This is a genomic window from Streptomyces sp. NPDC048751, assembly GCF_043198595.1.
Taxonomy (GTDB): domain Bacteria; phylum Actinomycetota; class Actinomycetes; order Streptomycetales; family Streptomycetaceae; genus Streptomyces.
In genome coordinates this window covers 479757-503239 of sequence record NZ_JBICUX010000005.1, presented here as the reverse complement: position 1 = coordinate 503239, position 23483 = coordinate 479757, and the positions used below count along the sequence as shown (strand labels likewise).

19 protein-coding genes are annotated in these 23483 nt (G+C 70.9%); 9 read left to right on the top strand and 10 right to left on the bottom strand.

All coding sequences use genetic code 11. The features are described from left to right. Nucleotides 1-21: 21 nt before the first annotated feature. From ACGFNV_RS19455 to ACGFNV_RS19435, 5 genes are all read left to right on the top strand, one after another. On the top strand, nt 22-810 hold the full coding sequence (locus ACGFNV_RS19455) for an ABC transporter ATP-binding protein (RefSeq protein ID WP_393623967.1): 789 nt from the start codon (nt 22-24) through the stop codon (nt 808-810). Further along, a complete protein-coding gene (locus tag ACGFNV_RS19450; RefSeq protein ID WP_393623966.1) occupies nt 797-1708 on the top strand; it encodes an ABC transporter permease in 912 nt (303 codons plus the stop codon). The genes ACGFNV_RS19455 and ACGFNV_RS19450 overlap by 14 nt, the downstream gene beginning before the upstream one ends. Nucleotides 1709-1716: 8 nt before the next feature. Further along, nucleotides 1717-2454 (top strand): sirohydrochlorin chelatase, encoded by a 738-nt coding sequence (locus tag ACGFNV_RS19445; protein WP_393623964.1) that lies wholly within the window; start codon nt 1717-1719, stop codon nt 2452-2454. A gap of 161 nt (nt 2455-2615) precedes the next feature. Next, nucleotides 2616-6533 (top strand): hypothetical protein, encoded by a 3918-nt coding sequence (locus ACGFNV_RS19440; protein WP_393623962.1) that lies wholly within the window; start codon nt 2616-2618, stop codon nt 6531-6533. After that, on the top strand, nt 6530-7327 hold the full coding sequence (locus tag ACGFNV_RS19435; protein WP_393623960.1) for a serine peptidase: 798 nt from the start codon (nt 6530-6532) through the stop codon (nt 7325-7327). The genes ACGFNV_RS19440 and ACGFNV_RS19435 overlap by 4 nt, the downstream gene beginning before the upstream one ends. A gap of 11 nt (nt 7328-7338) precedes the next feature. Here ACGFNV_RS19435 and ACGFNV_RS19430 read toward each other — a convergent pair whose 3' ends face one another. Next, the gene (locus ACGFNV_RS19430; RefSeq protein ID WP_393623959.1) at nt 7339-8346 is read right to left on the bottom strand and encodes a ketopantoate reductase family protein; all 1008 of its coding nucleotides are present in this window, start codon (nt 8344-8346) and stop codon (nt 7339-7341) included. A 38-nt stretch (nt 8347-8384) separates the two neighbouring features. Between ACGFNV_RS19430 and ACGFNV_RS19425 the strand changes: the two genes are divergently transcribed. Next, complete coding sequence (locus ACGFNV_RS19425) at nt 8385-9245, top strand: aldo/keto reductase (protein ID WP_393623957.1); 861 nt, start codon at nt 8385-8387, stop codon at nt 9243-9245. On the opposite strand, the gene ACGFNV_RS19420 is transcribed toward ACGFNV_RS19425, so the two are convergent. Then, complete coding sequence (locus tag ACGFNV_RS19420; RefSeq protein WP_393623955.1) at nt 9214-9768, bottom strand: DUF1697 domain-containing protein; 555 nt, start codon at nt 9766-9768, stop codon at nt 9214-9216. The genes ACGFNV_RS19425 and ACGFNV_RS19420 overlap by 32 nt on opposite strands. Before the next feature lie 235 nt (nt 9769-10003). Between ACGFNV_RS19420 and ACGFNV_RS19415 the strand changes: the two genes are divergently transcribed. Beyond that, the gene (locus tag ACGFNV_RS19415; protein ID WP_393623953.1) at nt 10004-12271 is read left to right on the top strand and encodes an MMPL family transporter; all 2268 of its coding nucleotides are present in this window, start codon (nt 10004-10006) and stop codon (nt 12269-12271) included. Between the two features lie 92 nt (nt 12272-12363). Here ACGFNV_RS19415 and ACGFNV_RS19410 read toward each other — a convergent pair whose 3' ends face one another. Beyond that, complete coding sequence (locus ACGFNV_RS19410; RefSeq protein ID WP_393623951.1) at nt 12364-13566, bottom strand: glycosyltransferase; 1203 nt, start codon at nt 13564-13566, stop codon at nt 12364-12366. Between the two features lie 107 nt (nt 13567-13673). Here ACGFNV_RS19410 and ACGFNV_RS19405 point away from each other — a divergent pair, with 107 nt between their 5' ends. Continuing rightward, the gene (locus ACGFNV_RS19405; protein ID WP_393623949.1) at nt 13674-14930 is read left to right on the top strand and encodes a hypothetical protein; all 1257 of its coding nucleotides are present in this window, start codon (nt 13674-13676) and stop codon (nt 14928-14930) included. On the opposite strand, the gene ACGFNV_RS19400 is transcribed toward ACGFNV_RS19405, so the two are convergent. From ACGFNV_RS19400 to ACGFNV_RS19390, 3 genes are read right to left on the bottom strand one after another with little or no spacing between them, the layout of a single operon-like run. Continuing rightward, nucleotides 14921-16198: an ABC transporter substrate-binding protein gene (locus tag ACGFNV_RS19400; RefSeq protein ID WP_393623947.1), complete on the bottom strand. Its 1278-nt coding sequence runs from the start codon at nt 16196-16198 to the stop codon at nt 14921-14923. The two genes, ACGFNV_RS19405 and ACGFNV_RS19400, sit on opposite strands and share 10 nt — an antisense overlap. A gap of 14 nt (nt 16199-16212) precedes the next feature. Further along, complete coding sequence (locus ACGFNV_RS19395; RefSeq protein WP_393623945.1) at nt 16213-17046, bottom strand: carbohydrate ABC transporter permease; 834 nt, start codon at nt 17044-17046, stop codon at nt 16213-16215. Further along, entirely contained in the window at nt 17043-17978 is a 936-nt protein-coding gene (locus tag ACGFNV_RS19390; RefSeq protein WP_393624081.1) for a carbohydrate ABC transporter permease, read from the bottom strand. The genes ACGFNV_RS19395 and ACGFNV_RS19390 overlap by 4 nt, the downstream gene beginning before the upstream one ends. Before the next feature lie 194 nt (nt 17979-18172). On the opposite strand from ACGFNV_RS19390, the gene ACGFNV_RS19385 reads away from it, so the two are divergent. Then, complete coding sequence (locus ACGFNV_RS19385; protein WP_393623943.1) at nt 18173-19036, top strand: phosphotransferase enzyme family protein; 864 nt, start codon at nt 18173-18175, stop codon at nt 19034-19036. A 26-nt stretch (nt 19037-19062) separates the two neighbouring features. On the opposite strand, the gene ACGFNV_RS19380 is transcribed toward ACGFNV_RS19385, so the two are convergent. The 4 genes from ACGFNV_RS19380 to ACGFNV_RS19365 form a co-directional block, all read right to left on the bottom strand. Next, nucleotides 19063-19788, bottom strand: coding sequence for a 3'-5' exonuclease (locus ACGFNV_RS19380; protein ID WP_393623942.1), 726 nt, complete (start codon nt 19786-19788; stop codon nt 19063-19065). Between the two features lie 121 nt (nt 19789-19909). Beyond that, a complete protein-coding gene (locus ACGFNV_RS19375) occupies nt 19910-21178 on the bottom strand; it encodes an SAV2148 family HEPN domain-containing protein (RefSeq protein ID WP_208299213.1) in 1269 nt (422 codons plus the stop codon). 77 nt (nt 21179-21255) lie between these two features. Continuing rightward, nucleotides 21256-22566, bottom strand: a complete 1311-nt coding sequence (locus ACGFNV_RS19370; protein WP_393623940.1) for a copper amine oxidase — start codon at nt 22564-22566, stop codon at nt 21256-21258. A gap of 54 nt (nt 22567-22620) precedes the next feature. Next, the gene (locus tag ACGFNV_RS19365; RefSeq protein ID WP_393623939.1) at nt 22621-23442 is read right to left on the bottom strand and encodes a Tat pathway signal sequence domain protein; all 822 of its coding nucleotides are present in this window, start codon (nt 23440-23442) and stop codon (nt 22621-22623) included. Nucleotides 23443-23483: the final 41 nt, after the last annotated feature.

Sequence of the window (23483 nt, the reverse complement as noted above, 5' to 3'; positions counted from 1 at the left end):
AGTTTCCAGGAGGTGACGACCATGGCAACCGCCCTCGCCAAGGCCGCCGAAGGCTCCCAGTCGGTGGAGCACGCGGCACGCATCGAGCACGTATCGAAGTCGTTCGCCGGGCCCGCCGGGCAGCAGCTCGTCCTCGACGACATCACGTTGGATGTCGCACCGGGCGAGTTCGTCACCCTCCTGGGGGCCTCGGGCTGCGGCAAGTCCACTCTGCTCAACCTGGTGGCGGGCCTCGACCGGCCCTCCGCCGGCAGCATCACGACCGACGGGCGTCCCGCTCTGATGTTCCAGGAGCACGCCCTGTTCCCGTGGCTGACCGCGGGCAAGAACATCGAACTCGCCCTGAGGCTGGGGGGAGTCGCGAAGAGCGAGCGGCGCGGCCGGGCCGAGGAACTGCTCGAGCTGGTCCGCCTGAAGGGCGCGTACGGCAAGCGGGTGCACGAGCTGTCCGGTGGTATGCGGCAGCGTGTGGCGCTGGCCCGCGCGCTCGCCCAGGACAGCCGACTGCTGCTGATGGACGAGCCGTTCGCGGCGCTGGACGCGATCACCCGGGACGTGCTGCACGACGAGCTCACCCGGATCTGGGCCGAGACCGGGGTGTCGGTCCTGTTCGTGACGCACAACGTGCGTGAGGCGGTGCGGCTGGCGCAGCGCGTCGTGCTGCTGTCGTCGCGACCGGGCCGGGTCGCGCGCGAGTGGACGGTGGACATCCCGCAGCCGCGCCGCATCGAGGACGCGCCCGTGGCCGAACTGTCCCTGGAGATCACCGAAGTCCTGCGTGGGGAGATCCGCCGTCATGGCCAGCACTGAGACCACCGACACGACGGCGGAGGCCCCCGGCAAGGACGGCTCCGGGCTGGGTGGCCTGGAGGCGGGTCTCGACGCCCTGGAGACCTCGGCCACGGGCCGTACGCCGTTCCGGCAGACCTTCACCCAGAAGATCCTGCCGCCGATCACCGCGATCCTGGTGGTCCTGGTGGTCTGGCAGCTGCTGGTCTCGCTGAAGATCGTCGACGACCCCACGAAGCTGCCCTCACCCTCCGACGTGGGGGGCGAGTTCAAGGACGCCTGGCTGGAGGGCAAGCTCCTCGGCTACATCTGGACCAGCGTCTCGCGCGGCCTGCTGGGCTTCCTGCTGGCGCTCGCCATCGGCACCCCGCTGGGTCTGCTGGTGGCCCGTGTGAAGTTCGTGCGCGCGGCGATCGGCCCGATCCTGTCCGGTCTGCAGTCGCTGCCGTCGGTGGCGTGGGTGCCGCCGGCGGTGATCTGGCTGGGTCTGAACAACTCGATGATGTACGCGGTGATCCTGCTCGGTGCTGTGCCGTCCATCGCCAACGGTCTCGTCTCCGGCATCGACCAGGTGCCGCCGCTGTTTCTGCGGGCGGGCCGCACGATGGGCGCGACGGGCCTCAAGGGCGCCTGGCACATCGTCATGCCGGCCGCGCTGCCCGGCTATCTGGCGGGTCTGAAGCAGGGCTGGGCCTTCTCCTGGCGCTCACTGATGGCGGCGGAGATCATCGCCTCCTCGCCCGACCTGGGCATCGGTCTGGGCGCGCTGCTGGAGAACGGCCGCAACGCCAGCTCCATGTCCATGGTGTTCGAGGCCATCATCCTGATCCTGTTCGTCGGTATCGCGATCGACCTGCTGATCTTCAGTCCGCTGGAGCGGTGGGTGCTGCGCAACCGCGGCCTGCTGGTGAAGAGCTGAGTCCTGCGATGCACAAGCCGGTCGTCCTCGTCATCGCGCACGGCAGCCGCGACCCGCGGCACGCCGCGACCGTGCACGCCCTCGTGCGGCGCGTACGGTCGCTGCGGCCGGGGCTGCGCGTGGAGACCGGTTTCCTGGACTTCAACGTCCCCTCCGTGCAGGGGGTGTTGGAGTCCCTGGCGGCCGAGGGCGTCCGTGACGTCGTGGCCCTCCCCCTGCTCCTGACCCGCGCCTTCCACGCCAAGGCCGACATCCCGGCGGTCCTGCGGGACACCCCGCCGCAGCTGCGGATCCGTCAGGCGGAGGTGCTGGGCCCGTCCCCGCTGCTGCTGTCGGCCCTCGAACGGCGGCTGTACGAGGCTGGGCTGACGCCCGCCGACAAGGCCTCGACCGGGGTCGTGCTGGCCTCGGCGGGGTCCACCGACCCGGAGGCGATCGCAGTGATCGCAGCAATCGCGCGGGAGTGGCGGCACACCGGTTGGTGCGCCGTGCGACCTGCGTTCGCCTCCGCATCCCTGCCCCGCACCGAGGACGCGGTGCGGGAGTTGCGGGAGCTCGGCTGCGAGAAGGTCGCCGTCGCCCCCTACGTCCTCGCCCCCGGCTTCCTCCCGGACCGCATCGCCCGGGGCGCGGCCGGGGCGGACGTCCTGGGCGAGGTACTGGGCGCGGCCCACGAGGTGGCCGAGGTGCTGCTGGAGCGGGCCGACGCGGCGACCGCACGCGGCCGGTTGTCGCGCACGGCCTGAGAGCGCCGACCGGAGGCCTTCCGAGGGGCGGTCGATGCGTCATCTGATCAGGTAGCGTCGGAAGGTCACGCCGGGCAGGGCTGTGAGCCACGGCGCCGTGCCGACCGATCTGCGCAGGAGACCCGTTGGAAGAGTCGACCAAGCGCCGGGGTGCTCCTGGCGTGACCGTGCTGTCGATCGGGGTGGGAAGCTTCGACGACGGCTCGGACGTGGAGGATCTCGGATTCGTCCCGGCCCGTGTGGACGAGGTGGCCAAGGCGTTCGAACGGCTGGGAGCCACGGTCGATCCCCGGCTGGATCCGACCGAGCGCGAGATCGAGGCGCTGCTGCGCGAACGGCTCGTCGACGAGCCCGGGCCGGCCGACGTCTTCGTCGTCCATCTGATCGGACACGGGAAGGTCGACCGTGACCACCGGCTCTCCTTCATCGCCCGCGACGACCGCGAAGTCTATGTGGACCCCTGGATCGCGCGGGCGCAGCGGGAGGTCGAGCGCGCGGGGCCCGGGCGCCGTGTCGTCTTCCTGGTGGACACCTGCTCGGCCGGCGCGGCCACGGGACGCCAGCCGTTCACCGAACTCGACGCCGACCGGGGCGTGTGGGCACTGGGGGCGTGCGTCAGTGACTCGCCGACGGAGCAGGGGAAGTTCAGCAGTTGGGTGGCGACGGCGCTGCATCGGCTGGCGGACCGGGACTTCAATCTGGACGACGAGGCGATCGCTTTCGAACAGTTCGTCCATGAACTCCTCCGGGTGGGCCGCGGTGAACCGGCGCGCCGCCGTCTGTCGCTCGGCTTCAACGTCGAGCAGGGAGACGCCGACTGGCCTTTCCTGCCCAATCCGCGCACGACCTCGCTCACCGCCGAGGAGATCCACCTGAGGCGCCGCTCACTGGGGTACGTCCCGGGTGAGGGCGACCTCGGTGACCAGGGCGGGGCGGGTCAACACGGCGACGATGCCCGCTACTTCGCCGACCGCGCGTCGGGGCGGGGGCTCGTGCCGACGGACACCAGCGTCGGCTTCTTCTCGGGGCGGACGGCGGAGCTGAGGCACTACGCGGAGTGGCTGTCGGGAACGGGACGTCTGCTGACGGTCACCGGGGCGGCGGGCGCGGGCAAGTCCGGGCTGCTGGGGGTGATCGTCTGTGCCGCTGATCCGCAGTTGCGGCGGCGGTTCCGGGAGTTGTGGGAGCCGGCGGAGGTCGACCTCCCCGAGGTGCCGGATGTCGTGGCAGTGCATGCTCGGCAGCGGTCGGCGCAGCAGGTGGTCGAAGCCATTGCGCGGATGGCGGGGCTGTCTGGGCCTGTGGGTGCCGGGCGGGGAAGGGAGACGTCGCGGGGGCATCGCTGGACCGTCTCCACGCTGCGCGCGGCACTCGAACACGAGCAGAAGCAACGCCTCATCGTGCTCGACGCCGTGGACGAGAGCACCGAGCCCCAGGCGGTGCTCCGTCTGGTCGCTGACCTGCTCGCGCCGGGTCGGAAGAACGGCGAGACGGTTCCGGCCCCGTGCAGGATGCTGCTCGGCGGCCGTCGCGAAGTCGTGAACGCGCTGTCCGCGCTGGAAGAGGCGGTCGACATCGCGAGCGATCACATCGACCTGGACACCGCGAAACGGCTCACCGTCGAGCAGGACGTGCGCCACTACATCCAGCGCATGCTGACGGCCCGGGAACCCTACGCCACCGGCGCTCCTTCGGAGTTCGTCGGCCTCCTGGCCAAGAAAGGGGCCCAGCACATCGTGCGCGGCCCACGCTCGCACGCCCCCTGGGGCCCGTTCCTCCTCGCCGGCCTGTACGTCCACTACCTGCTGACCCTGAAGCACCCGCCCCAGGACGAGGTGGGCGCCGACGCGTACGCGAAGTCCGCGTCGGCGGACCTGCCGGCGCTGCTGGAGTCGATCCTGAAGACCCGACGGCACGACTTCCCATGCCTGCGTGCGGTGCTGGCGGTGCTCGCCCGGGCACGCGGCGAGGGGATGCCGCGCACGGTCCTGCGGCGCTGTGTCAAAACCCTGCATGGCGACGACATCGAGGGCGACCACTTCCAGGACACCCTCTGGGAAGCCTCGCCCTTCCTGCGCTACGGCACCGATCCGCAGAGCGGTGAGACCCTGTACCGGCTCTTCCACCAGGGTCTGGCCGACTATCTGTTCCGGCATCCGGTGAGCGAGGACCCGCTGGACGAAGCGGAGAGTTTCGACCTCGAAGGAAGGCTGCTGTCGCAGATCGTCGGACCGTTCGTGTCAGGTACGGACGACGACACGGACCCCTGGGAGGCCGCCGAGGAGGAGCCCTACGTACTACGTCACGCCCTGGGGCACGCGGCGCGGACCGGTTCCGCCTCGCATGGCGAATCCCTCCTCACCGACCCCTACTTCCTCATCCACTTCGATCTGCGCGAGGATCACCGCGCCATGGACCTGGTCAGGTCCGAGCCCGCCCGGGAGTGCCTCCAGTTGCTGAGCGCCTCATGGGCGACGCACGCCCGGCTCAGCACCGCGTCCGACAGGGCGTCGGTGTTCGCCTTCGACGCCCACCGGCTGGGCTTTCACGAGCTCGCGGAAAGTTTCACGCGGATAGCCCGCCAGGTCGCCGTACGGCCGGAGGCGGCGGCTCAGGGTCTGCTCTGGTCGGAGGGCGGTGAAACGGACTCCAGCACTCGCTTCATCGAGAGCGGCAGCAACATGGTGCACGGGCTGTCGTTCTCACCGGACGGAGCCTTGCTGGCGGCCGCCACCCACAGCGGGGTCCAAGTGCTGGAAACGGAGACATGGCGGCGGATCACTCCTGCTTTCGGCGCTGGGGCCAGTTGGGTCACGAGTGTCGCCTTCTCCCCCGACGGTCGTCTGCTCGCCTTCGGTGTGAACACCTTGGCTCAAAGCGTCCAACTCTGGGACGTGAAGAACCGTGTGCTCGCCGGCCCGCCCTGGCACGCCTGGACGGGCACACCCAGAGCGCTGGCCTTCTCTCCCGACAGTCGTTGGCTCGCGGTCGGGAGCGAGGCACACGGCGTTTCCGTCTGGGATGTCACAGAGGGCCGACCGGTGGAACAGGCGCGCCGGGGGCCCGGCAGAGGCGTGGATGACATCGGCGACGTCAGGGACGTCGCGTTCAGCCCTGACGGCCTCCTGGCGGTGTGCGGTTCTGCCGGGGTGACAGTTTGGGAGCCGGAGCAGGACCAGTGGTCTCCACTGACTGGTGAGCGCGCTGATGCCGTTGCCTTCTCCCCGGACGGCCGTCTCCTCGCCGTGGGTGCTCGCAGCGGCGTCACACTGCACACCGTCGAAGATCGCACCGCGAAGGATCGCATCCGCGTCAACGGCGGAGTGGACGGCCGCCTCGCCTTCACGCCGGACGGGTCACTCCTGGTCGTTGGCAACTGGTCATCGCTGCACGTCGTGGACACGGAGTCGGCGCGTGTCATCAACCGTCTGCCGGTCAGTGGGGGCCGGATCTCCGACATCGCCGCCCATCCCACCTCTCCCGTACTGGTGAGCGGTGACAGCAACGGACAGCTGCGCCTGTGGACAGATGTCACTCAGCAGCCGGAAACCCCTGAACTCCCCCAGTTCGAAGCAGCAGGCGTAGCCGCCTCACCGACCGGTCGCTGCATAGCGGCCTATGACCAGAGAAGCCGGCTGCTGACCCTCCGGGATCCGGCCACCGGAGAGGCATTCGCAAGCCGTTCTCTGAGGGACGGAGTGTCGCATCTCGTATTCTCCCCGGACGGGGGCACCTTGGCGGCGATGACAGAAGGTTTCGCCCATCTGCATCTGTACCGGATCAGTTCCCCACCTCTCGCGGACCCCGAGATCATCCGCCTCAACAGTTGGATGGGGTCCAGGGTCGCGCCCGTCTTCTCCGGGGACAGCAGACTCATCGGCGTGGCGCTGGAGGAACAGTCCGACCGCTACGCCCTCGGTATCTGGGACGCCACGACCCTCCGTCTCTGCGCCAGGGTCCCGCTCGCCGGGCATCCGCGCTCCTTCGGCTTCATAGGCCCGGACCGGATCTTCGCCGTGGTCAACGATGCCATGGCAACGTACGGTTTCGTCGCCCCGGGCCCGGAGGCATCCGCATGACCCGCATCCTCGGCGTCCACGGCGTCCGCAACTACAAGGCAACCGACTCCACCCCCACCCTGGGCGCCAAACGCCTCACCGCCGACTGGCTCACCGCCCTCGGCACCGCCGTCCCCGCCCTCCACCTGGAGACCGCCTACTACGCCGACCTCCTGCGCAGTGAACGCCAGAGCGAGGACCTCACCGAGGCCGAGCTCTCCCTCGTCGAGCAGTGGGCCCTCGCCCACGGCGTCACCCCCGCCGGAGTCCAGGGCCGGGCCACCGGCTGGCTCCGCTGGATCTGCGGGGAGGTCGCGCAGCGGACCGGGCAGCGTCCCGCGCTCGTCGAGAAGACCGTGGGGATGTTCTTCCCGGAGGTGACGCGCTACTTCGCCGGTCGGCGTGAGGCCGTGCGTGAGCGCGTCCGCACCGCCCTCGTACGTCACCGCCCGGACGTCGTCGTCGCCCATTCTCTGGGCAGTGTGGTCGCCTACGAGGCGCTGCACGACCTGGCGGGCGAACTCGACGTGCGGCTCTTCCTCACCCTCGGGTCACCGCTCGCCCTGCCGCACGCGGTCTTCCACCGGCTCGACCCCGCGCCGCTGGACGGCCTGGGCAGCAGGCCGCCGGGGACGCGACGCTGGGTGAACGTCGCCGACGTCGGGGACTTCGTGGCCGTGCCGAAGGGGCAACTGGCCCGTGTGTTCCCGGGTGTCGAGGAACTGCCGGAGATCAGCATCGCGCCCCTGTGGCCGCACAGCGTGCTCGACTACCTCAGGCACCCCAGCGTCACCGGCGCCCTCCTCACCCACTGATCAGTCGCTGGTCACCCACCGGCCCGCTCGGCCAAACTCACCAGTTCCGGCAGGGGCATCGACCCTGCCGCCCGGCGTTCTCTCGCGAAGGTGTTGGCGAGGTGCTGCAGGAGTTCGTTCAGCGGGGTCGGGACGCCGTGGGTGCGGCCCAGGAGGACGATCTCGCCGTTGAGGTAGTCGGCCTCGATCGTGCCGGTGCCGCGGGTGAGGGACTGCCAGGAGGAGCCGCCGCCCCGGGTGGTGCCGGGGAGGGGAACGAGAGTGATCTTGTCGCCGCGGACCCGCTGCTGCTCCTCGACGCTCGTGTACGGGATGCCTGCCGCGTCCAGCACCGCCTCGCCCTCCGCGCGGACCCTGGCGTAGAGGGCCCGGGCCTCGTCGCTGTCGATGGGGCCGGCGACGGCCTCCAGGGCGTTGCCGAGGTTGCCCAGGAGCTTGGCGTACTGCCAGCGGGTCACGTCCGGTACGACCGGTGCCTCGAACTTCGACTTCTCGAGGTCGGCGGCGATGAGCCGGGCGGTCTCGTCGGTGCCGTGCGGGTACCGGCCGAGGTGGAGCACGCCGGTGAGGGGGGTGCCGGCGGCGGAGACGACGCCGGGTTCGACGTAGGTGGACGGGAGCCAGACGCAGACGCCGTACACGTGCCGGAAGCGGCGCAGGGCTAGCCGCTGGCTCTCCACGCCGTTCTGGGCGCAGACCAGGGGCAGCCGCTCGGCCGCGGTGCCGCCGCCCTCGACGGGTACCGGGGCCCACGCCTGGAGGGCGGCCTCGCTGTCCTGCGTCTTGACGGCGAGGACCAGGACGTCGTCGGCGCGCAACTCGCCCAGCGCGCCGGGTCCGTCGACCGTCGGCAGCCGGTACGTCAGCTCGCCCTCCGGCACCGTCAGCCGCAGTCCGCCCGCGCGCAGTGCCGTGTGATGCGCGCCGCGCGCGACCAGGACGACCTCGTGTCCGGCACCCGCCAGGCGGCCGCCGATCGTGCCGCCGACCGCTCCTGCCCCGATGATGATGTAGCGCATGGGACGAGCTTCGCACAGGCGTGTGTACGCTCCGTCAAATGATCGAGGAAACGTTCACGTTCGGCGGGGACCTGACCGTCCGCCGCCTCGGTTACGGCACCGCGCAGCTCACCGGCCCCGGTTACTGGGGGCCGCGCGGTGACGCCCGGGACGCGGTGGCGGTGCTGCGGCGGGCGGTGGAGCGTGGGGTGACGCTGATCGACACGGCGGACAACTACGGGCCGTCCGTCGCCGAGGAACTGGTGGCCCAGGCCCTGCACCCCTACCCCGCGGGGCTGTTGGTCGCCACCAAGGGCGGGGTCGTACGCACCAGTGATCACGCCTGGCACGTCGACGGGCGACCGGAGCGGTTGCGGGCGATGTGCGAGGCGAGTCTGCGCAGGCTGCGACTGGAAGCCATCGACCTGTATCAGCTGCACCGGCTCGACCCCGAGGTGCCCCTGGCCGAACAGCTCGGCGCGCTGGCGGAGTTGCGCGCCGAGGGAAAGATCCGGCACATCGGCCTCGACACGGTCACCGTCGAAGAGCTCGAAGCGGCACTGGAGTTGACGGACATCGTGTCCGTCCAGAACCGCTACAACCTCCTCGACCGCGCCTCCGAGCCCCTGGTGGCGCTGTGCGAGGCGCGCGGGATCGCCTTCCTGCCGTGGTTCCCGCTGGGCAACGGGGCGTTGACGGCGGACCCGGTGTGCACGTCGGTCGCCGCCGCGCACGGGGTCACCCCGGGGCAGGTCGCCTTGGCCTGGCTGCTGCACCGCTCGCCCGTGCTCTGCCCGACTCCCGGCACCGGTTCGCTCGCGCACCTGGAGCAGAACCTCGACGCGGCCGCCGTACGACTGTCCGAGGCCGACCTGGAGGCCCTCGCGGTCAGGCCTGCTCCGTCAGCTCCACCAGCTTGACGACCGTGTTCCAGTTGCGGGTCGTGGCGATCAGGCCCTTGTTGACGCGGGGCTTGGCAAGGTGCTCCGCGAGCTTGGAGCGGCCGAGGCCCTCGGGGGCGTACAGGTACAGCGCGCGGTCGCCGAGGCGGAACTCCTCCGGGAGGCAGGCGGCCCGGTCGATCTCGGCGAAGCGCCGCTCGTCGACGGGCCCGGAGAAGTACGTGACGTGGAGCTGCTTGGCCTCCAGCTCGGCGGCCGGGAACGGGCAGGTGTCGACGATCGCCTTCAGGTAGGAGTGGTCGCGCACGATCACGTCGACGGAGAAGCCGAAGCGCTTCTCCACCGCTCCCGTGAGCTCGGCGGCGAGGGACTCGTCGTCGCCGTGGTCGGAGGCGAACACGGCCTGACCGCTCTGGAGGTAGGTGCGGACGGCGCCGTGACCGAGGCCCTCCAGCAGGGTGCGCAACTCGGCCATCGGGACCTTTTTGTGGCCGCCCACGTTGATTCCGCGCAGCAGCGCCGCGTACGTCTTGGTCGTCATCCGCACACCCTAAGGCGGCCTTCGCGTCCCGCCCCTGATCACGACCCCTGAATCCGTCATATAGATGTAGGGGCCAGACTCCTCCCCAGTGGGGAGGAGACGGGGTCCGTCGGGAGGACCCGCGCGCGTCGCACTTCACCGGCGAGCACGAGGAGATGGCTTTATCCGGCCCATACCTTCGAGGTGGAAGGTGGCGGCAGGGGGCTGCCACCGCACACAAGGGGGCAAGCCGGTCATGGGGAAGTCAGATACACGGGTGCGAGGTTTCGCCGCCCGGGCCGGCGGGTGGAGCGCCCGGCACCGATGGGCGGCCGTCGGTGTCTGGGTCCTGTTCGTCGTCCTGGCCATGGGGATCGGCTCGGCGATGGGCACGGTCGAGGTCAAGGAGAGCGACCAGCTGAGCGGTGAGACCCACACCGCCGCCAAGATCATCGAGGACGCCGGTATCGAGGAGCCGGCCAGCGAGACCGTCCTCGTCCAGGCGAAGGACGGCTCCCTCAAGGCCACGGACACGGAGTTCAAGGACGCCGTCGCCGCGATCGTCAAGGCCGTCGAGGGGACCGGCAAGGTCACCGACGTGACGTCGCCGTACGACACGCAGTCGATCTCGAAGGACGGCCGCAGCGCGCTCGTGCAGTTCGACATGCGCGGTGACTCCGACACCGCGGGCGAGCGGGTCGAGCCCGTGCTCGAGGCCGTCGAAGGCGTCCAGAAGGACCACTCCTCGCTGCGGATCGAGGAGATCGGCGGCGCCAGCATGATGAAGACGTTCGACGACGCGTTCGGCGACGACTTCCAGCAGGCCGAGTACTCCGCGGTGCCGGTGGCCCTGGGCATCCTGCTGATCGCCTTCGGGGCGCTGGTGGCGGCGCTGCTGCCGGTGCTGCTGGCGATCACCGCGATCATGGCGACGATGGGTCTGATGGGCATCGCCAGCCACTTCCAGCCGATGGACGACACCGCCAGCTCCGTGATGCTGCTGGTCGGTCTGGCCGTGGGCGTCGACTACTGCCTGTTCTACCTGCGCCGTGAGCGCGAGGAGCGGGCGGCCGGCCGGGACGCGGAGACCGCGCTGCGGATCGCCGCGGCGACCAGCGGCCGTGCCGTGATCGTCTCCGGCGTGACCGTGTGCGTCGCGATGGGGGGCATGCTGTTCACCGGGCTCACCACGTTCGAGGCGATGGGCCTGGCCTCCCTGATGGTGGTGGCGGTCGCCATGGTCGGCTCCGTTACCGTGCTTCCCGCGCTGCTGTCGCTGCTCGGCGAGCGGGTGGAGAAGGGGCGGATCCCGTTCCTGCACCCCGACAAGCGCCGCAAGAACGGAAAGGGCCGGCGCAGCGACGAGGGCAGCCGGTTCTGGAGCGCCGTCCTGAAGGTCGTGCTCGCCAAGCCCGCCGTCTCGCTGGTCGTCGCGGCCGGCGCGCTGCTCGCCATCGCCGCTCCCGCGCTCGGCATGAAGACCCAGCAGCTCACCCTGGACCAGGAGTTCGGCGACTCGCTGCCCATCGTCCAGACGTACAACCGGCTCAACGAGGCCTTCCCGGGCGGCTCCGAGCCGGCCGAGGTCATCGTCAAGGCCAAGGACATCAACGCTCCCGAGGTGAAGTCCGCGCTGGCCGACTTCCGTGAGCAGGCGATCAGTTCGGGCGCCTCCCGCGGCCCGGTCGAGATCAAGCTGCACGACGAGCAGAACCTGGCCTACGTGTACGTCCCGCTGGTCGGCGGCTCCGACCTGGACAAGGCGGGCGCGAGCCTGGACAAGCTACGCGACGACGTACGGCCGGCCACCCTCGGCAAGGTCGACGGCGTCGAGGCCCCGATCACCGGTCAGGTCGCCGGCTCGAAGGACTTCAACGACCAGCTCGGCGGAGCCGTCGCCCCGGTCTTCGCGTTCGTCGTGGTCTTCGCCTTCCTGCTGATGCTGCTGTCGTTCCGCTCGCTGACGATCGCGATCACCGCGATCGTGCTCAACCTGCTCTCGGTGGGCGCCGCGTACGGCATCCTCGTCGGCGTCTTCCAGCACGGCTGGGGCGCGTCGATGGTGGGCGCGGAGGGCGTGGGCGCCATCGTCACCTGGCTGCCGCTGTTCCTCTTCGTGATCCTGTTCGGTCTGTCGATGGACTACCACGTGTTCGTGGTCTCGCGGATCCGTGAGGCGAGGATGCGGGGCCGTACGACGAACGAGGCGATCAAGCACGGCGTGGTCACCACGGCCGGTGTCGTCACCAGCGCCGCCGTCATCATGGTCGCCGTCTTCGCGATCTTCGGGACGCTGTCCATGCAGACCATGAAGCAGATGGGTGTGGGCCTCGCGGCCGCCGTCCTGATCGACGCGACGGTGATCCGGGGCGTGCTGCTCCCCGCGGTGATGGCGCTGCTCGGCGAGCGCAACTGGTACCTGCCGAAGTGGCTGCACCGGCTGCCCGACCTCACCCACGACGAGTCGCCCGAGGCCATGGCGTCGCCGGTCCGGGACGACGAGGGCGAACCGCTGAGGGTCTGATCCCTCCGGTTCGTAGGAAGGGCCCGCCGGTCTCCTTTGGGGAGGAGACCGGCGGGCCCTTCCTCATGCCCGGCGGAAGGCCGGTCGGCCCGTCACGCCTTACGGCTGCGCAGTTCGGCCTCGATGAGGTCGGCCGCCCGCTTCGTGCCGCCCTCCTCGGCCATCCCGGCCTGGACCTCCTTCAGCCGGCGGGCGACCTCCGGATCGTCGAGGAGAGCCCGGGCGGCCGCGCGCAGGGTTTCGGGGGTGGCCTCCTCCATCGGGACATGGCGGGCGACGCCCAGCCCCTGGAGCATGTCGGCGTTGCCGAACTGGTCGACGGCCTGCGGTACGGCGATCATCGGGGTGGCGGTGGCCAGCCCCTCCTGGCTGCCGCCGGCCCCGGCGTGCGTGACGAACAGGTCGGCCTGCTTGAGGATCGCCAACTGCGGCACCCAGGAACGTACTTCCACGTTCGCCGGTACGTCGCCCAGTTCGGCGGGGTCCACGTGCTTGCCGACCTGGAGCACCAGGTGCCAGCCGGGCAGGTCTGCGAAGGCCTCGACGCACTGCCGGTAGAAGCCGGGCTGCTTGGTGAAGCTCGAGCCGAGCGACACCAGCACGACCTTCTCGACGCCGACGGGGCGCTCCCAGTCACCCTCGGCGCTGCGGTCGCCCTGGCAGGCGCCGACGAAGGTGTACACGCTCTCGTCGACGCGGTCGGCGTTCGGCTGGAGCACCTTCGGGATGAGGACGAGGGAGCGGTCGGGCCGGCCGGCGAAGTCGTCGGGGTGCAGGGTGACCCCGTTCTCCTCCAGCCACCCCTGGAAGCGGGCGTAGTAGGCCTGCCCGCGCTCCGACTTCTTCGGCTCCGCCCACATCGGCTCGGCGACCTCCTCCTCGTAGCCCTCCCAGGCGACGAGGTTGGGCGAGAGGGAGATGGCGGGCACGCCCCAGCGGTGGGCGAGGACACGGGCCGGGTAGGCGGTGATGTCCTGCAGGACGAGGTCGGGTTCGTCGCCCTCGTAGGCCTCGATCAGCTGCGGGAGGGCCTGGATGGCGTCGCGGAGGAACGGCTCCACGTTGTCGAGGAGTGTGCTCCCCCAGGCCGACGGGTCGTCGTCGGGCTTGGGCAGGGTGGAGTTCCAGAGCTTCACCTCGGCGCCGGTGGCGGCGATCTTGTCCGCGAAGAGCGGCGGGATCGCGTAGGTCACCCGGTGCCCGCGCGCGACGAGTTCGCGGATCACCTCCAGGCTGGGGTTCACGTGACCGTGGGCGGCGATGGAGAACATGGCGATGTGCGCGGGGGTGGTCATGAGCCGACCATAGGCGAGACGATACGTCTCGTGCAATTAGGTTTCGGCCACTCGCAGCCGGGCCCATGACGTATAAACGTTCGGTCGAAGGTGTGGACGGGGGGCTCATGACCGAGAAGGTCGACCAGGACGCGGTACTTCGGGCGCGGAACATACTGCTGGGCTCGGGGCGGCCCAGTCCGCTTCAGGAGGTGGACGCCTGCCGGGTGCTCGCCAAGGTGAGTCCGGCGACGTATCTGCCAAGGCTGTCACGGGCGTTGAGGGATCTCGGTTGCGGGATGGAGCTGCGCGGGAAGCCCCAGGTGCAGCTGGCCCTGTACGACGAGGCGGCCGAGGCGGCGTACGCGATGGACGAGGCCGACCCGATGCGTGCGGAGACCCTGCTGAGCGCGCTGGACTGCCGCCAGCGCGCGTTGCTCGAACTGGGGCGGCGCCCGGAGGCGCTGGCGGTGCGTGAGGAGATGGCGGCCCTGAGCCGGCGGGCCCTCGACGCGGACCCCGACGCTCCCGTCCGGCGGTGGCTCGACCACTGGGCGCGCGCCCTGGCCGAGGAGGGCCGGCACCGGGAGGCGGCCGAGCTGCACGAGGAGTCGGTCCGGATCGGCCGGCCGCACGGTCCGCAGGGCGGCGGCTTCGCCTGGAGCCTGTTGGAGTGGATGGCCGCGGCGGAGGCGGCGGGCCTGCGGGAGACGGCGGTGGCCGCGGCCCGTGAGCTGGTCGCGATCGAGCGACAGCACAGGGCCGAACGGGACCTGCCGCCGGAGCTGTTGCTGTTCGCCCTCGTCCGGCTCGCGGAACTGCTCGACGGCTACGGGGAGTTCGATCCCGCCTCGGCCGCGTACGACGAGGCCGCCGAGCTCCTCGCCGGGCTCGCCGCGGGCACGAGCCGGGCCGACCAGGGCTCGTACCTCTACACGTACTGGGCCGTCCTGTTCGGCCTCTCCGGCATGGGCGACGAGGTGTTCGCGCCGGGGCGTCCGGTGCCGTGCTTCGGTGCGGAGCCCATGCGCTGGACCATCGACGTCCGCGCCGCCTACTTCGGTGAAGTGCCCGCCCTGCGGGAGGCCTTCGACGCCTCGGCGGACCCGGTCGCTCGGGTCCGGCTGCACCGCAGGCTGCGGGTCCGGGCCACTCTGGACGCCGAGCACCGATGCGGGTACCGCTACCTGGAGCTCGTGGGCGACCTCTTCGACGAGGGCGTGCTCCTGGCCCGGCACCTGTACGAACTCGACCCGGCGGCCGGCTCGGCTCCGCTCGCGCGGGCCCTCCTGGACCGGGCGAGCGCGTCGATCACGGACCAGCGGTTCACCGACGCGCACGCCGACTTCCGGGAGGCCCTCGCCCTGCGGGCCGCTCAGCGCTGATAGCGGGCGAGGACCAGGTTGCCGTCCCTCTCCAGACGTCTCCTCAGCTCGTCGAGGCCGATCGCGCCGCTGTAGTACTCCTGGAAGGCGGGCGTCGCCACCTTGTCCTTCCACTCCGGATAGCCGCGCACGGACTGCGCGGGGGCCGGGCGGAGGTGGGCGGCGAGGGCGGTACCGGTGGCCCAGTCGTCCTTCGCGGTGTGCAGGGTGGGGTCCTTCAGCGCCTGGGTGCCGGTCGGCAGCATCCAGTCGCCCAGAGCCAGCCGCACCATGTTCGCGGGCCGCAACAGGAAGTCGAGGAACGCGACCGCCTCCCTCTTGTGCGGGCTGTCCTCCGCCACCGACAACGTCTGCGGGCTGACGCCCTGGGCGAGCCCGTCGGCGCCCGCCGGAGCGGGCAGCACCTGCCAGTCGAAGCCCTTGGGCGCCTGCTGGGTGATCTGCTGGCGGTAGGAGAACCCGAGCGGGACCATCGCGTACTTGCCGCCGAAGAACCCGGGCAGGGTGTCCGAGCCGCCGCTGCCCAGGGTCGTGGGTGAGGCGCTGCGGTCGGTGTTCACCTGGTCGTGGACCGTGCGCGGTACGACCTCGTCGCCTGCCTGGAAACGGACGGTCACCCTGCCGTCCGCGCCCCGGTGGAACAACTGCCCGCCCGCCGACAGCGAGAGGTTGAGCGTGGCGGAGACGGGCTCCTTCAGCGGCCAGGCGACGCCGAACCTCCCCTTGCCGCCGAGCCGGTCGGTGATCCGCCGGAACTCGGCCCAGCTCCACGGCTTTTCGGGCGTGGGGATCCGTACGCCGGACTTCTTCAGCCAGGTCGCGTTGGCGACGAGCACCCGTGGCTCCTGGAGGAACGGCACGCCGTAGACGCCGTCCCCGAAGGTCGTCGTCTCCCAGCTGCGGGCCGGGATGTCGGACTTCAGCCGGTCGGGCAGCAGGTCGGTCAGGTCGGCGAGGTTGCCGCCGTAGGCGAAGTCGGCGAGGTCGTCGGAGGCGTCATGGATGATGTCCGGTGCCTCACCGCCCTCGAAGGAGGTGAGGAGCTGGTCGTGGACGCTGTCCCAACTTCCCTGGACGTACTGCACCTTGATGTCCGGGTGGGTCGCGTTCCACTCCCTCACCAGCTCCTTGTTGGCCCGGACGGACTCGTCCTGCCAGGCCAGGGACTGGAAGCGCAGGGTGACGGGGCCGTCGTCGCGCCCTCCGCCGGACGAGCAGCCCGCGAGGACCAGCGTCACGACGAGCGCCAGGATCCATCGGGTCCGCATCCATGAGGTCCGCATCAGCTCTTCACCGCCCCGGAGAGCAGCCCACTTGTGATCCGTCGCTGGATGACGGCGAAGACGACCAGCGAGGGGAGCGTGGCGAGGAACGCGGCGGCGGCCAGGGGCCCCAGGTCCGCGACGCCCTCCGCCCCGATGAAGTGGGTCAGGACGACCGGCAGGGTCTGTTTCTCCGGGGTCTTGAGCAGCACCAGGGCGAAGAAGAACTCGTTCCACGCGGTGATGAACGCGAACAGCGCTGTCGCCACGATCCCCGGCGCCAGCAGCGGTGCCGTCACCGACACCAGGGTCCGCAGCCGCCCCGCCCCGTCGACCGCGGCCGCCTCCTCCAGTTCCACGGGAACGGCCCGGACGTATCCGACGAGCATCCACAGCGCGAACGGCAGCGCCCACACCACGTACACCATCACCAGCCCGGGCACCGAGTCGATCAGCCGAAGGTTCTTCAGCACCAGGAACAGCGGGATGATCACGAGCACGAACGGGAAGGCCTGGCTGACCACCACCCATCCGCTCGCCGCCCGGGCCGGCCGGGTGCGGTGCCGGGCCATGACGTACGCCATCGGTGTCGCCACGGCCACGGCGATCAGCGCGGCGCCCAGCGCGGCGAGGAGGGAGTTGAACGCGGCGTGCAGCAGGGGCTGTTCGTCGAAGGCCTGGCGGAAGTTGGCGAGGGTCGGGTCCTTCGGGATCCAGGTGGGGTGCAGGCTGCCCAGTTCGCGGGGCGGCTTGAACGCGGTGGAGACCAACCAGAGGAAGGGGAAGGCGAGGAAGACGAGATAGGCGAGCAGGGCCGCGTACTGGCCCGCTCGGGTCGCGGGACCGGTCCTCATGCGTCGTCGCCTCCGTTGAGCCGGCCCACCAGGAACAGGGCGAGGAACAAGGCGATCACGGCGACCATCACGCAGCCCATCGCCGCCGCGTACCCGAACTGCCCGTAGCGGAAGGCCTCTTCGTAGGCGAAGAGCATCGGCAGACGGGTGCGGCCGCCCGGTCCGCCGTTGGTCAGGACGTAGACCAGGGCGAAGCTGTTGAAGTTCCAGATGAAGTTGAGAGCGGTGATGGCGAGGGCGACGGGTCTGAGGGCGGGCCAGGTGACCGTGCGGAACCGGCGCCAGGCGCCCGCGCCGTCCACCGCGGCCGCCTCGTGCAGTTCGCGCGGGGTGTTCTGCAGCCCGGCGAGCAGAGTGACCGTCGTCTGCGGCATGCCCGCCCACACGCCGACGACGATCACCGCCGGGAGGGCGGTCGCCAGGCCGCTCAGCCAGTCGCGGCCGTCGCCGAGGCCCACATCGCGCAGGGTCTCGTTGAGGATGCCCGCGTCCGGGTTGTAGACGAGGCGCCACATGATGCCGACCACGACCTCGGGCATCGCCCAGGGGACGATGGCCAGGGCGCGGGCCAGCCAGCGCAGCCGTAACTCCTGGTTCAGCAGGAGGGCGAGGCCGAGGGCGAGCAGGAACTGCGGGACCGTGACTCCGAGCGCCCAGACCAGGCCGATCCGGAACGACTCCCAGAACAGGGTGTCGTGCAGCAGGTCGCGGAAATTGAGCCCGCCGATCCACTCGGTGGGTTCGGTCCGGCCCGACTGGGCGTCGGTGAAGGCCAGCAGGATCCCGTACAGCAGCGGTCCGACGCTCAGGACGAGGATGGGGAGCAGCGCGGGCAGGACCAGGAACCAGGCGCCGACCCCGCCGGCGCCCCGCCGTCCGCCCGGGCCCGGCGCACCGCGCACCGGTGGCCTCACCTCGGTCGCCTCGCTCACCGATGTCACGGAATCAGCCCCTTTGCACGGCTCGGACGGCCTGGTCATGGTCGTGAAGGTCATGTGCCGCGTCAAGGCACCGTGCACACCGCCCGACCTGTGCGGATGCGACACTGGCCGACGAATGGCGGGAACGCGACGGCGGGTGCGTGGGCGTATCAGGGCGCGTGGCGCGTACGGACAGGGAGCGGACGATGGACGAGGCACGGGCGCGGGACGTACTGGACGCGGCAGAGGTGCTGTCCGGTCCGGCGCGGGACGCGCGGCTCCTCGCCCTGGGCGAGAACGCGGTGTTCGCCGCCGGTGAGCTGGTCGTCAAGGTGGGCCGCGACGCCGAGCTCCTCGACCGGGCGCGGCGCGAGCTGGCCGTCGCGGAGTGGCTCGCCGGGGCGGGCGTACCGGCGGTGCGGGCGGCGGAGCCGAAGGCCCGTCTCGTGGAGGGCCACCCGGTGACGGTGTGGCACCGGCTGCCCGACGCGGTACGGCCCGCCGAGCCACGGGATTTGGCCGAACTGCTACGGGTCGTCCACGCGCTGCCGTCCCCCTCCTTCGAGCTGCCGCCGCGCGAACTGCTGGGCGGGGTGGAACGCTGGCTGCGGCTCGCGGGTGACGCGATCGACCCGGAGGACGCGGCGTATCTGCGGGAGCGCCGGGACGGTTTCGCGGCGGCCGCGGCGGCGCTCACCCCGCGGCTGACGCCCGGTCCGATCCACGGCGACGCGCTGCCCCGCAATGTGCATGTCGGAGCGGACGGGCCCGTCCTGGTGGACCTGGAGACCTTCTCCGCCGACCTGCGCGAGCACGACCTGGTGGTCATGGCCCTCTCCCGCGACCGCTACGGGCTTCCCGCCGACGCGTACGACTCCTTCGTCGAGGCGTACGGGTGGGATGTGCGGACGTGGGAGGGCTGCGGGGTGCTGCGCGGGGCACGGGAGACGGCGAGCTGCGCGTGGGTGGCCCAGCACGCGCCGAGCAATCCGAAGGCGCGGGCGGAGTTCGAGCGACGTGTGGCGTCACTGCGGGAGGGTGACGAGACGGTGCGCTGGTATCCGTTCTGAGCGGTGGCCACGAGGCCCTGCGCCGCTCAGACGGACTGGCTGTCCGCCAACTCCCGCAACGGCCACGTCCCGTCCACCACCGCGTCCGTCTCTCCCTTGCGGCGCAGGAAGGCCTGGAAGTCGGCTGCCCAGTCGGCGTACCACTCGATCTGGCGGCGGTGGAGTTCGGCGGGGCCGAGTGCGGCGACCTTGGGGTGGCGGGCGGCTATCGCGCAGGCGAGGTGGGCGGCGGCGCGGGCGTCGGCCGAGGCGTCGTGGGCGGTGTCGAGGGTGACGCCGTACTCCGCGCAGACCGCTTCGAGGTTGCGCTTGCCGCGGCGGTAGCGGTCGGCCCAGCGGTCGATGGTGTACGGGTCGACGACCGGGGCAGGGTCGAGGCCGCCCAGGCGGTCGCGCAGGGACGGCAGGGCATGCCGCCGGAGTTCGGCGGAGAGCAGGGTGAGGTCGAAGGCGGCGTTGTAGGCGACGACCGGGACGCCCGTCTTCCAGTAGGTGACGAGGACGTCGGCGATGGCGTCGGCGACCTGGTCGGCGGGGTGGCCCTCGGTGGCCGCGCGCTCGTTGCTGATGCCGTGCACCGCGACCGCGTCCGCCGGGATCTCCACGCCCGGATCCGCGAGCCACTCCCGGTGCCCCAGCACCTGCCCGCCTCTGACCTCGATCACGGCGCCCGTGACGATGCGTGCCTCCCGCGGATCCGTCCCGGTGGTCTCCAGGTCGAAGCCGACGAGCAGCTCCCGGTGCCAGGCCATACCGGCCCCCCTTCTCGGTGGTGCTTTCCCCCAGTGGCCTCCACCATCGCATGCGCCACTGACAATCAGAGGACTGCGTTCCGCTTCCCCGGCCACCGCCTCCTCGAACCTCAGGGGCAGTTCAGGACACCGGGCGCGAATCCACCCAAGCCAGTTCGAACTCCTCGCGGTACGCGGCGAACAGCCCGCCTTCGTCGATCTCTTCCGACTTGAGCACCCGGTGGCCGTTGCGCAGCACCAGCACCGGCGCTTCCATACCGCGCGCCCGCCGCAGATAGGACTGCACGACCGCGATGCCGTCGGAGCCGTCGCCGTCGACGAGGTAGGCGGTGAAGCGCGGGGTCTCGTCGTAGACCTGGATCTGGAAGGCGCCCGGGTCCCGCAGCCGGGAGCGCACCCGTCGCATGTGCAGGATGTTCATCTCGACGGCGCGGCTCAGCTCGCCCCGCTTCAGTCCGAGCTCCCGCTCGCGGCGCTTGACCGCGCTGGAGGCGGGGTTGAGGAACAGCAGCCGGACGCGCGCGCCCGCCTCGGCCATCCGGATCAGCCGGCGTCCGGAGAAGTTCTGCACGAGCAGGTTGAGGCCGATGCCGATGGCGTCGAGGCGGCGGGCACCGCCGAAGATGTCCTCGGCGGGGAATTGGCGCATCAGCCGCACCCGGTCGGAGTGGACGGCGACGACGTCGGCGTAGCGGTCGCCGATGAGGTCCTCGACGGCGTCGACGGGCAGCCGGCGGGCGGAAGGTACGTCGCCCCCCGTGCCGAGCATCTCCAGCAGCCGTGCCGAGGCCCGTTCGGCCTGGTTCAGGACGGCCTCGGACAGGGCCCGGTTGCGCGAGACGACGTTGCGGGTGACCTCCAGCTCGTCCAGGGCGAGTTCGAGGTCGCGGCGCTCGTCGAAGTAGGGCTCGAAGCACGGCCAGTGCTGCACCATCAGCTCGCGCAGCTGCGGCAGCGTGAGGAAGCTGATCACGTTGTCGTCGGCCGGGTCGAGCAGATAGCCCTTGCGGCGGCTGACCTCGCGGACGGCGACCGCGCGCTGCACCCACTCCTGTCCGGCGGGGCCGGCCGCGGCGACGACCCACTCGTCGCCGTGGACGGGCTCGTAGATGGGGCGCAGCACAGCGGCCACGACCGCGCGCAGCCGCTGTTCGACGAGGTTCAGCCAGATGTAGGCCCGGCCGGCCCGCTGGGCGCGCGTACGCACCTCGCGCCAGGCGTCGGCGTCCCAGTCCAGCTCCGGTCCGATGGCACCGGCGTCCATGGGACGTGCCAGGGACACCGTGCCGGGCGGGACCTCTGTGGAGCTCCCCTCGTGACCCTCGTCACCAGGGGGCAGCTCCAGCCCTCCCGAGCCCACCCGCGCACCGCCTTCCGCTCCCCCGAGCACTCCCCGTCCCAACGATCAAGGAAGGGTACTCCGCAAGCGGTCGACGGTGCAGCCCGATGGGCACGGCAGTTTCCCGACTAGCCGTTGCGGGGCTGGCCGTTCTGGTCCGCGAGGGCGGCCGGAGTGAGCGGATTCATGGCGGTCACGTCCCTGGGGGCGATGGAGAAGCCCTGCCAGTGCACCGGCATCGGCTGCTGGTCCTCGTCGCGCGCGATGTGGTGGAAGCCGACGTTCACCCAGGCCACGGGCCGGGTGAGGGTCTGCCCGTTCACCCACTGGTTGACGAACCGCGGGTGGCCGTTCGCGCAGCCCGGGTTGTTGCTGGCGAACTGCTCGCACTTGTCGTACTCGGTGAAGTAGACGTCGTGCCGGGTGAAGCTGCGGCCCGGGTACTTGCTGGTGGCGTTCTGGACGATCTCGTACGACCGCGCGTGGCCGTCCTTGTTCTTGCCGGTGGCGCTGACCACGCGCCACCAGCGCATGTTCTTGGAGTCGCCCGCGAGTTCCTTGGTGACCTTGGTGCGGGTGGTCTTGTTGGTGGGCGCCTCCTGGCCGCGTGCGGGCGGGCTGACGACCGAGTCGTACTGCTCGACGGTGTTCTTGGAGGAGCCGTCGAGGGCGAAGTTGAGCTTCCAGAAGACGTTGTGGTTGTGGCTGGTGGCCTTGGAGCGGGCCCCGTTGCCGATGGGCCAGCCGCGGCCGTCGCCGGCGTCGTAGTCGCCCGGCGAGAGGCTGCCGGTCGCGCCGACGTTCATGTTGATGGTGCCGTCGTCCTGGAAGCGCCACTCGGTCATGTACTCGTACCAGCCGACCTTGTTGACGGTGTAGACGAGCAGGTCCTTGCCCTGCTCCTGGTACACCTTGTTGTTGTCGGCCTGCATGCGGTACGCGTGACCGCGCGCGCGGGTGGTGGTGCACAGCCCCTTGATGTTGGGGTTGTCCGAGTAGAAGGCGTCCGGCACCTTGACGGTCTTGATGGTGCCGCCGGGGCACTCGGTGGGCGCCATGTTCACCAGGCCCTGGGCGAAGCCGAAGCCGGTGAGGTCGTCGTACTCGACGCTTCCGTCGTCGTAGGGGACGTCGATCTGGGCGAGCCGGGCGCTCTCCAGGACCTTGATGGGCTTGGTCTCGCCCTTGGGCTGGTAGGAGACGTTGTCGAGGACGAGGCCGGCCTTGCTGTCGTAGCGCCAGCACATGCGCCAGGTCGTGCCGGTGGAGAGCTTCTGCTCGATGCGGTAGGCCGCGCTGCACTCGGCGGCGGGCGCGGGAGCCGCCTTGGGCTGTGCGGTGGCCGGTCCGGCGCCGGTCGTCACGCCGGCGGCCAGGGCGGCCAGGGAGAGGCCGAGCGCCGTGCGCCCCCGGGCACGGCTGTGGCTGTTTTCGCGCATGAAGAGATGACTTCCTTGCAGGAGGGACGGTGGGAAAAGTGGGTGGAGTGCGGCTCAGCCGCGGTCGAGCTCGGCGACCTTGCGGGCGCTCAGGTCGACGATGAGGTGGCGGGCGTCGATCCAGGGCCCGTTCTTCACCTTGGGGAACAGCCGCACGCAGCGGTGTTCGCCGCACTTGTCGAGCGCGGCGGACTGGGCGCCCGGCGTGGCCCGGTAGATGGCGGCGTTGAGCTGGAGCTGGTCCGGCGAGGTGAGCTCCTTGCCGGTGGCGTCCTTGTAGTCCGCCTTGAGGTCCGCGCCCAGCGGGTCGGCGATCAGCAGCCGTGCCGCCTCGAGGTTCTCGGCGCGGCTGAGCGGCGGCTGGACGCCGTGCTGGGTGGTCGTCTGCTCGACCTTGCCGGTGTCGAGGTTGACGGTCTTGGTGACGAGGTCGTCGCTCTTGTAGTCGTAGAACGTCACCACCGCGCGCCGGGGCGCGTTCGTGGCGTCGAGTTCGTCGGCCTCGGGCTCGGCGAGGTCGACGGTCAGGCGCTGCGGGCCGCGGGCGCCCTCGACGTTCTCGCTGGAGTTGAGCAGCTGCCGGTTCACCGCGAGCTTCGCGACGCGTTCCGTCTCGTCGTCGGTCAGCGGGTCGAGGCCCTTGCCCTTCTGCCCCTCGGTGGCCGCCTTCTCGACGACGCCCGGCTGCGGCGCGGCCGCCGGACCGCCCTGCTCCTGTGCCGCCTGCTGAGCGGCCGGGCCGCCACCCGTGCCTCCCGTTTCCCCGGCGCCCGCCGTGCCCGGCAGGGTGATCGCGACCATGGCGGCGGTCCCCGCCACCGCTATGGCCGCACCGGCCACCACCTTGCCCAGATGGCGGTGCACTGTCTTGCGCACGTTGATCTCCCTACTCCCCCTGTGTCCCTTGGGAGTATTCG

Bases quoted from the DNA above. Each gene is read 5' to 3' on its own strand.
- ACGFNV_RS19445 (WP_393623964.1), top strand. From the start codon at position 1,717: ATGCACAAGCCGGTCGTCCTCGTCATCGCGCACGGCAGCCGCGACCCG.
- ACGFNV_RS19400 (WP_393623947.1), bottom strand. From the start codon at position 16,198: ATGCGGACCCGATGGATCCTGGCGCTCGTCGTGACGCTGGTCCTCGCG.
- ACGFNV_RS19425 (WP_393623957.1), top strand. From the start codon at position 8,385: ATGATCGAGGAAACGTTCACGTTCGGCGGGGACCTGACCGTCCGCCGC.
- ACGFNV_RS19395 (WP_393623945.1), bottom strand. From the start codon at position 17,046: ATGAGGACCGGTCCCGCGACCCGAGCGGGCCAGTACGCGGCCCTGCTC.
- ACGFNV_RS19455 (WP_393623967.1), top strand. From the start codon at position 22: ATGGCAACCGCCCTCGCCAAGGCCGCCGAAGGCTCCCAGTCGGTGGAG.
- ACGFNV_RS19420 (WP_393623955.1), bottom strand. From the start codon at position 9,768: ATGACGACCAAGACGTACGCGGCGCTGCTGCGCGGAATCAACGTGGGC.
- ACGFNV_RS19385 (WP_393623943.1), top strand. From the start codon at position 18,173: ATGGACGAGGCACGGGCGCGGGACGTACTGGACGCGGCAGAGGTGCTG.
- ACGFNV_RS19405 (WP_393623949.1), top strand. From the start codon at position 13,674: ATGACCGAGAAGGTCGACCAGGACGCGGTACTTCGGGCGCGGAACATA.
- ACGFNV_RS19370 (WP_393623940.1), bottom strand. From the start codon at position 22,566: ATGCGCGAAAACAGCCACAGCCGTGCCCGGGGGCGCACGGCGCTCGGC.
- ACGFNV_RS19435 (WP_393623960.1), top strand. From the start codon at position 6,530: ATGACCCGCATCCTCGGCGTCCACGGCGTCCGCAACTACAAGGCAACC.
- ACGFNV_RS19410 (WP_393623951.1), bottom strand. From the start codon at position 13,566: ATGACCACCCCCGCGCACATCGCCATGTTCTCCATCGCCGCCCACGGT.
- ACGFNV_RS19450 (WP_393623966.1), top strand. From the start codon at position 797: ATGGCCAGCACTGAGACCACCGACACGACGGCGGAGGCCCCCGGCAAG.
- ACGFNV_RS19415 (WP_393623953.1), top strand. From the start codon at position 10,004: ATGGGGAAGTCAGATACACGGGTGCGAGGTTTCGCCGCCCGGGCCGGC.
- ACGFNV_RS19380 (WP_393623942.1), bottom strand. From the start codon at position 19,788: ATGGCCTGGCACCGGGAGCTGCTCGTCGGCTTCGACCTGGAGACCACC.
- ACGFNV_RS19430 (WP_393623959.1), bottom strand. From the start codon at position 8,346: ATGCGCTACATCATCATCGGGGCAGGAGCGGTCGGCGGCACGATCGGC.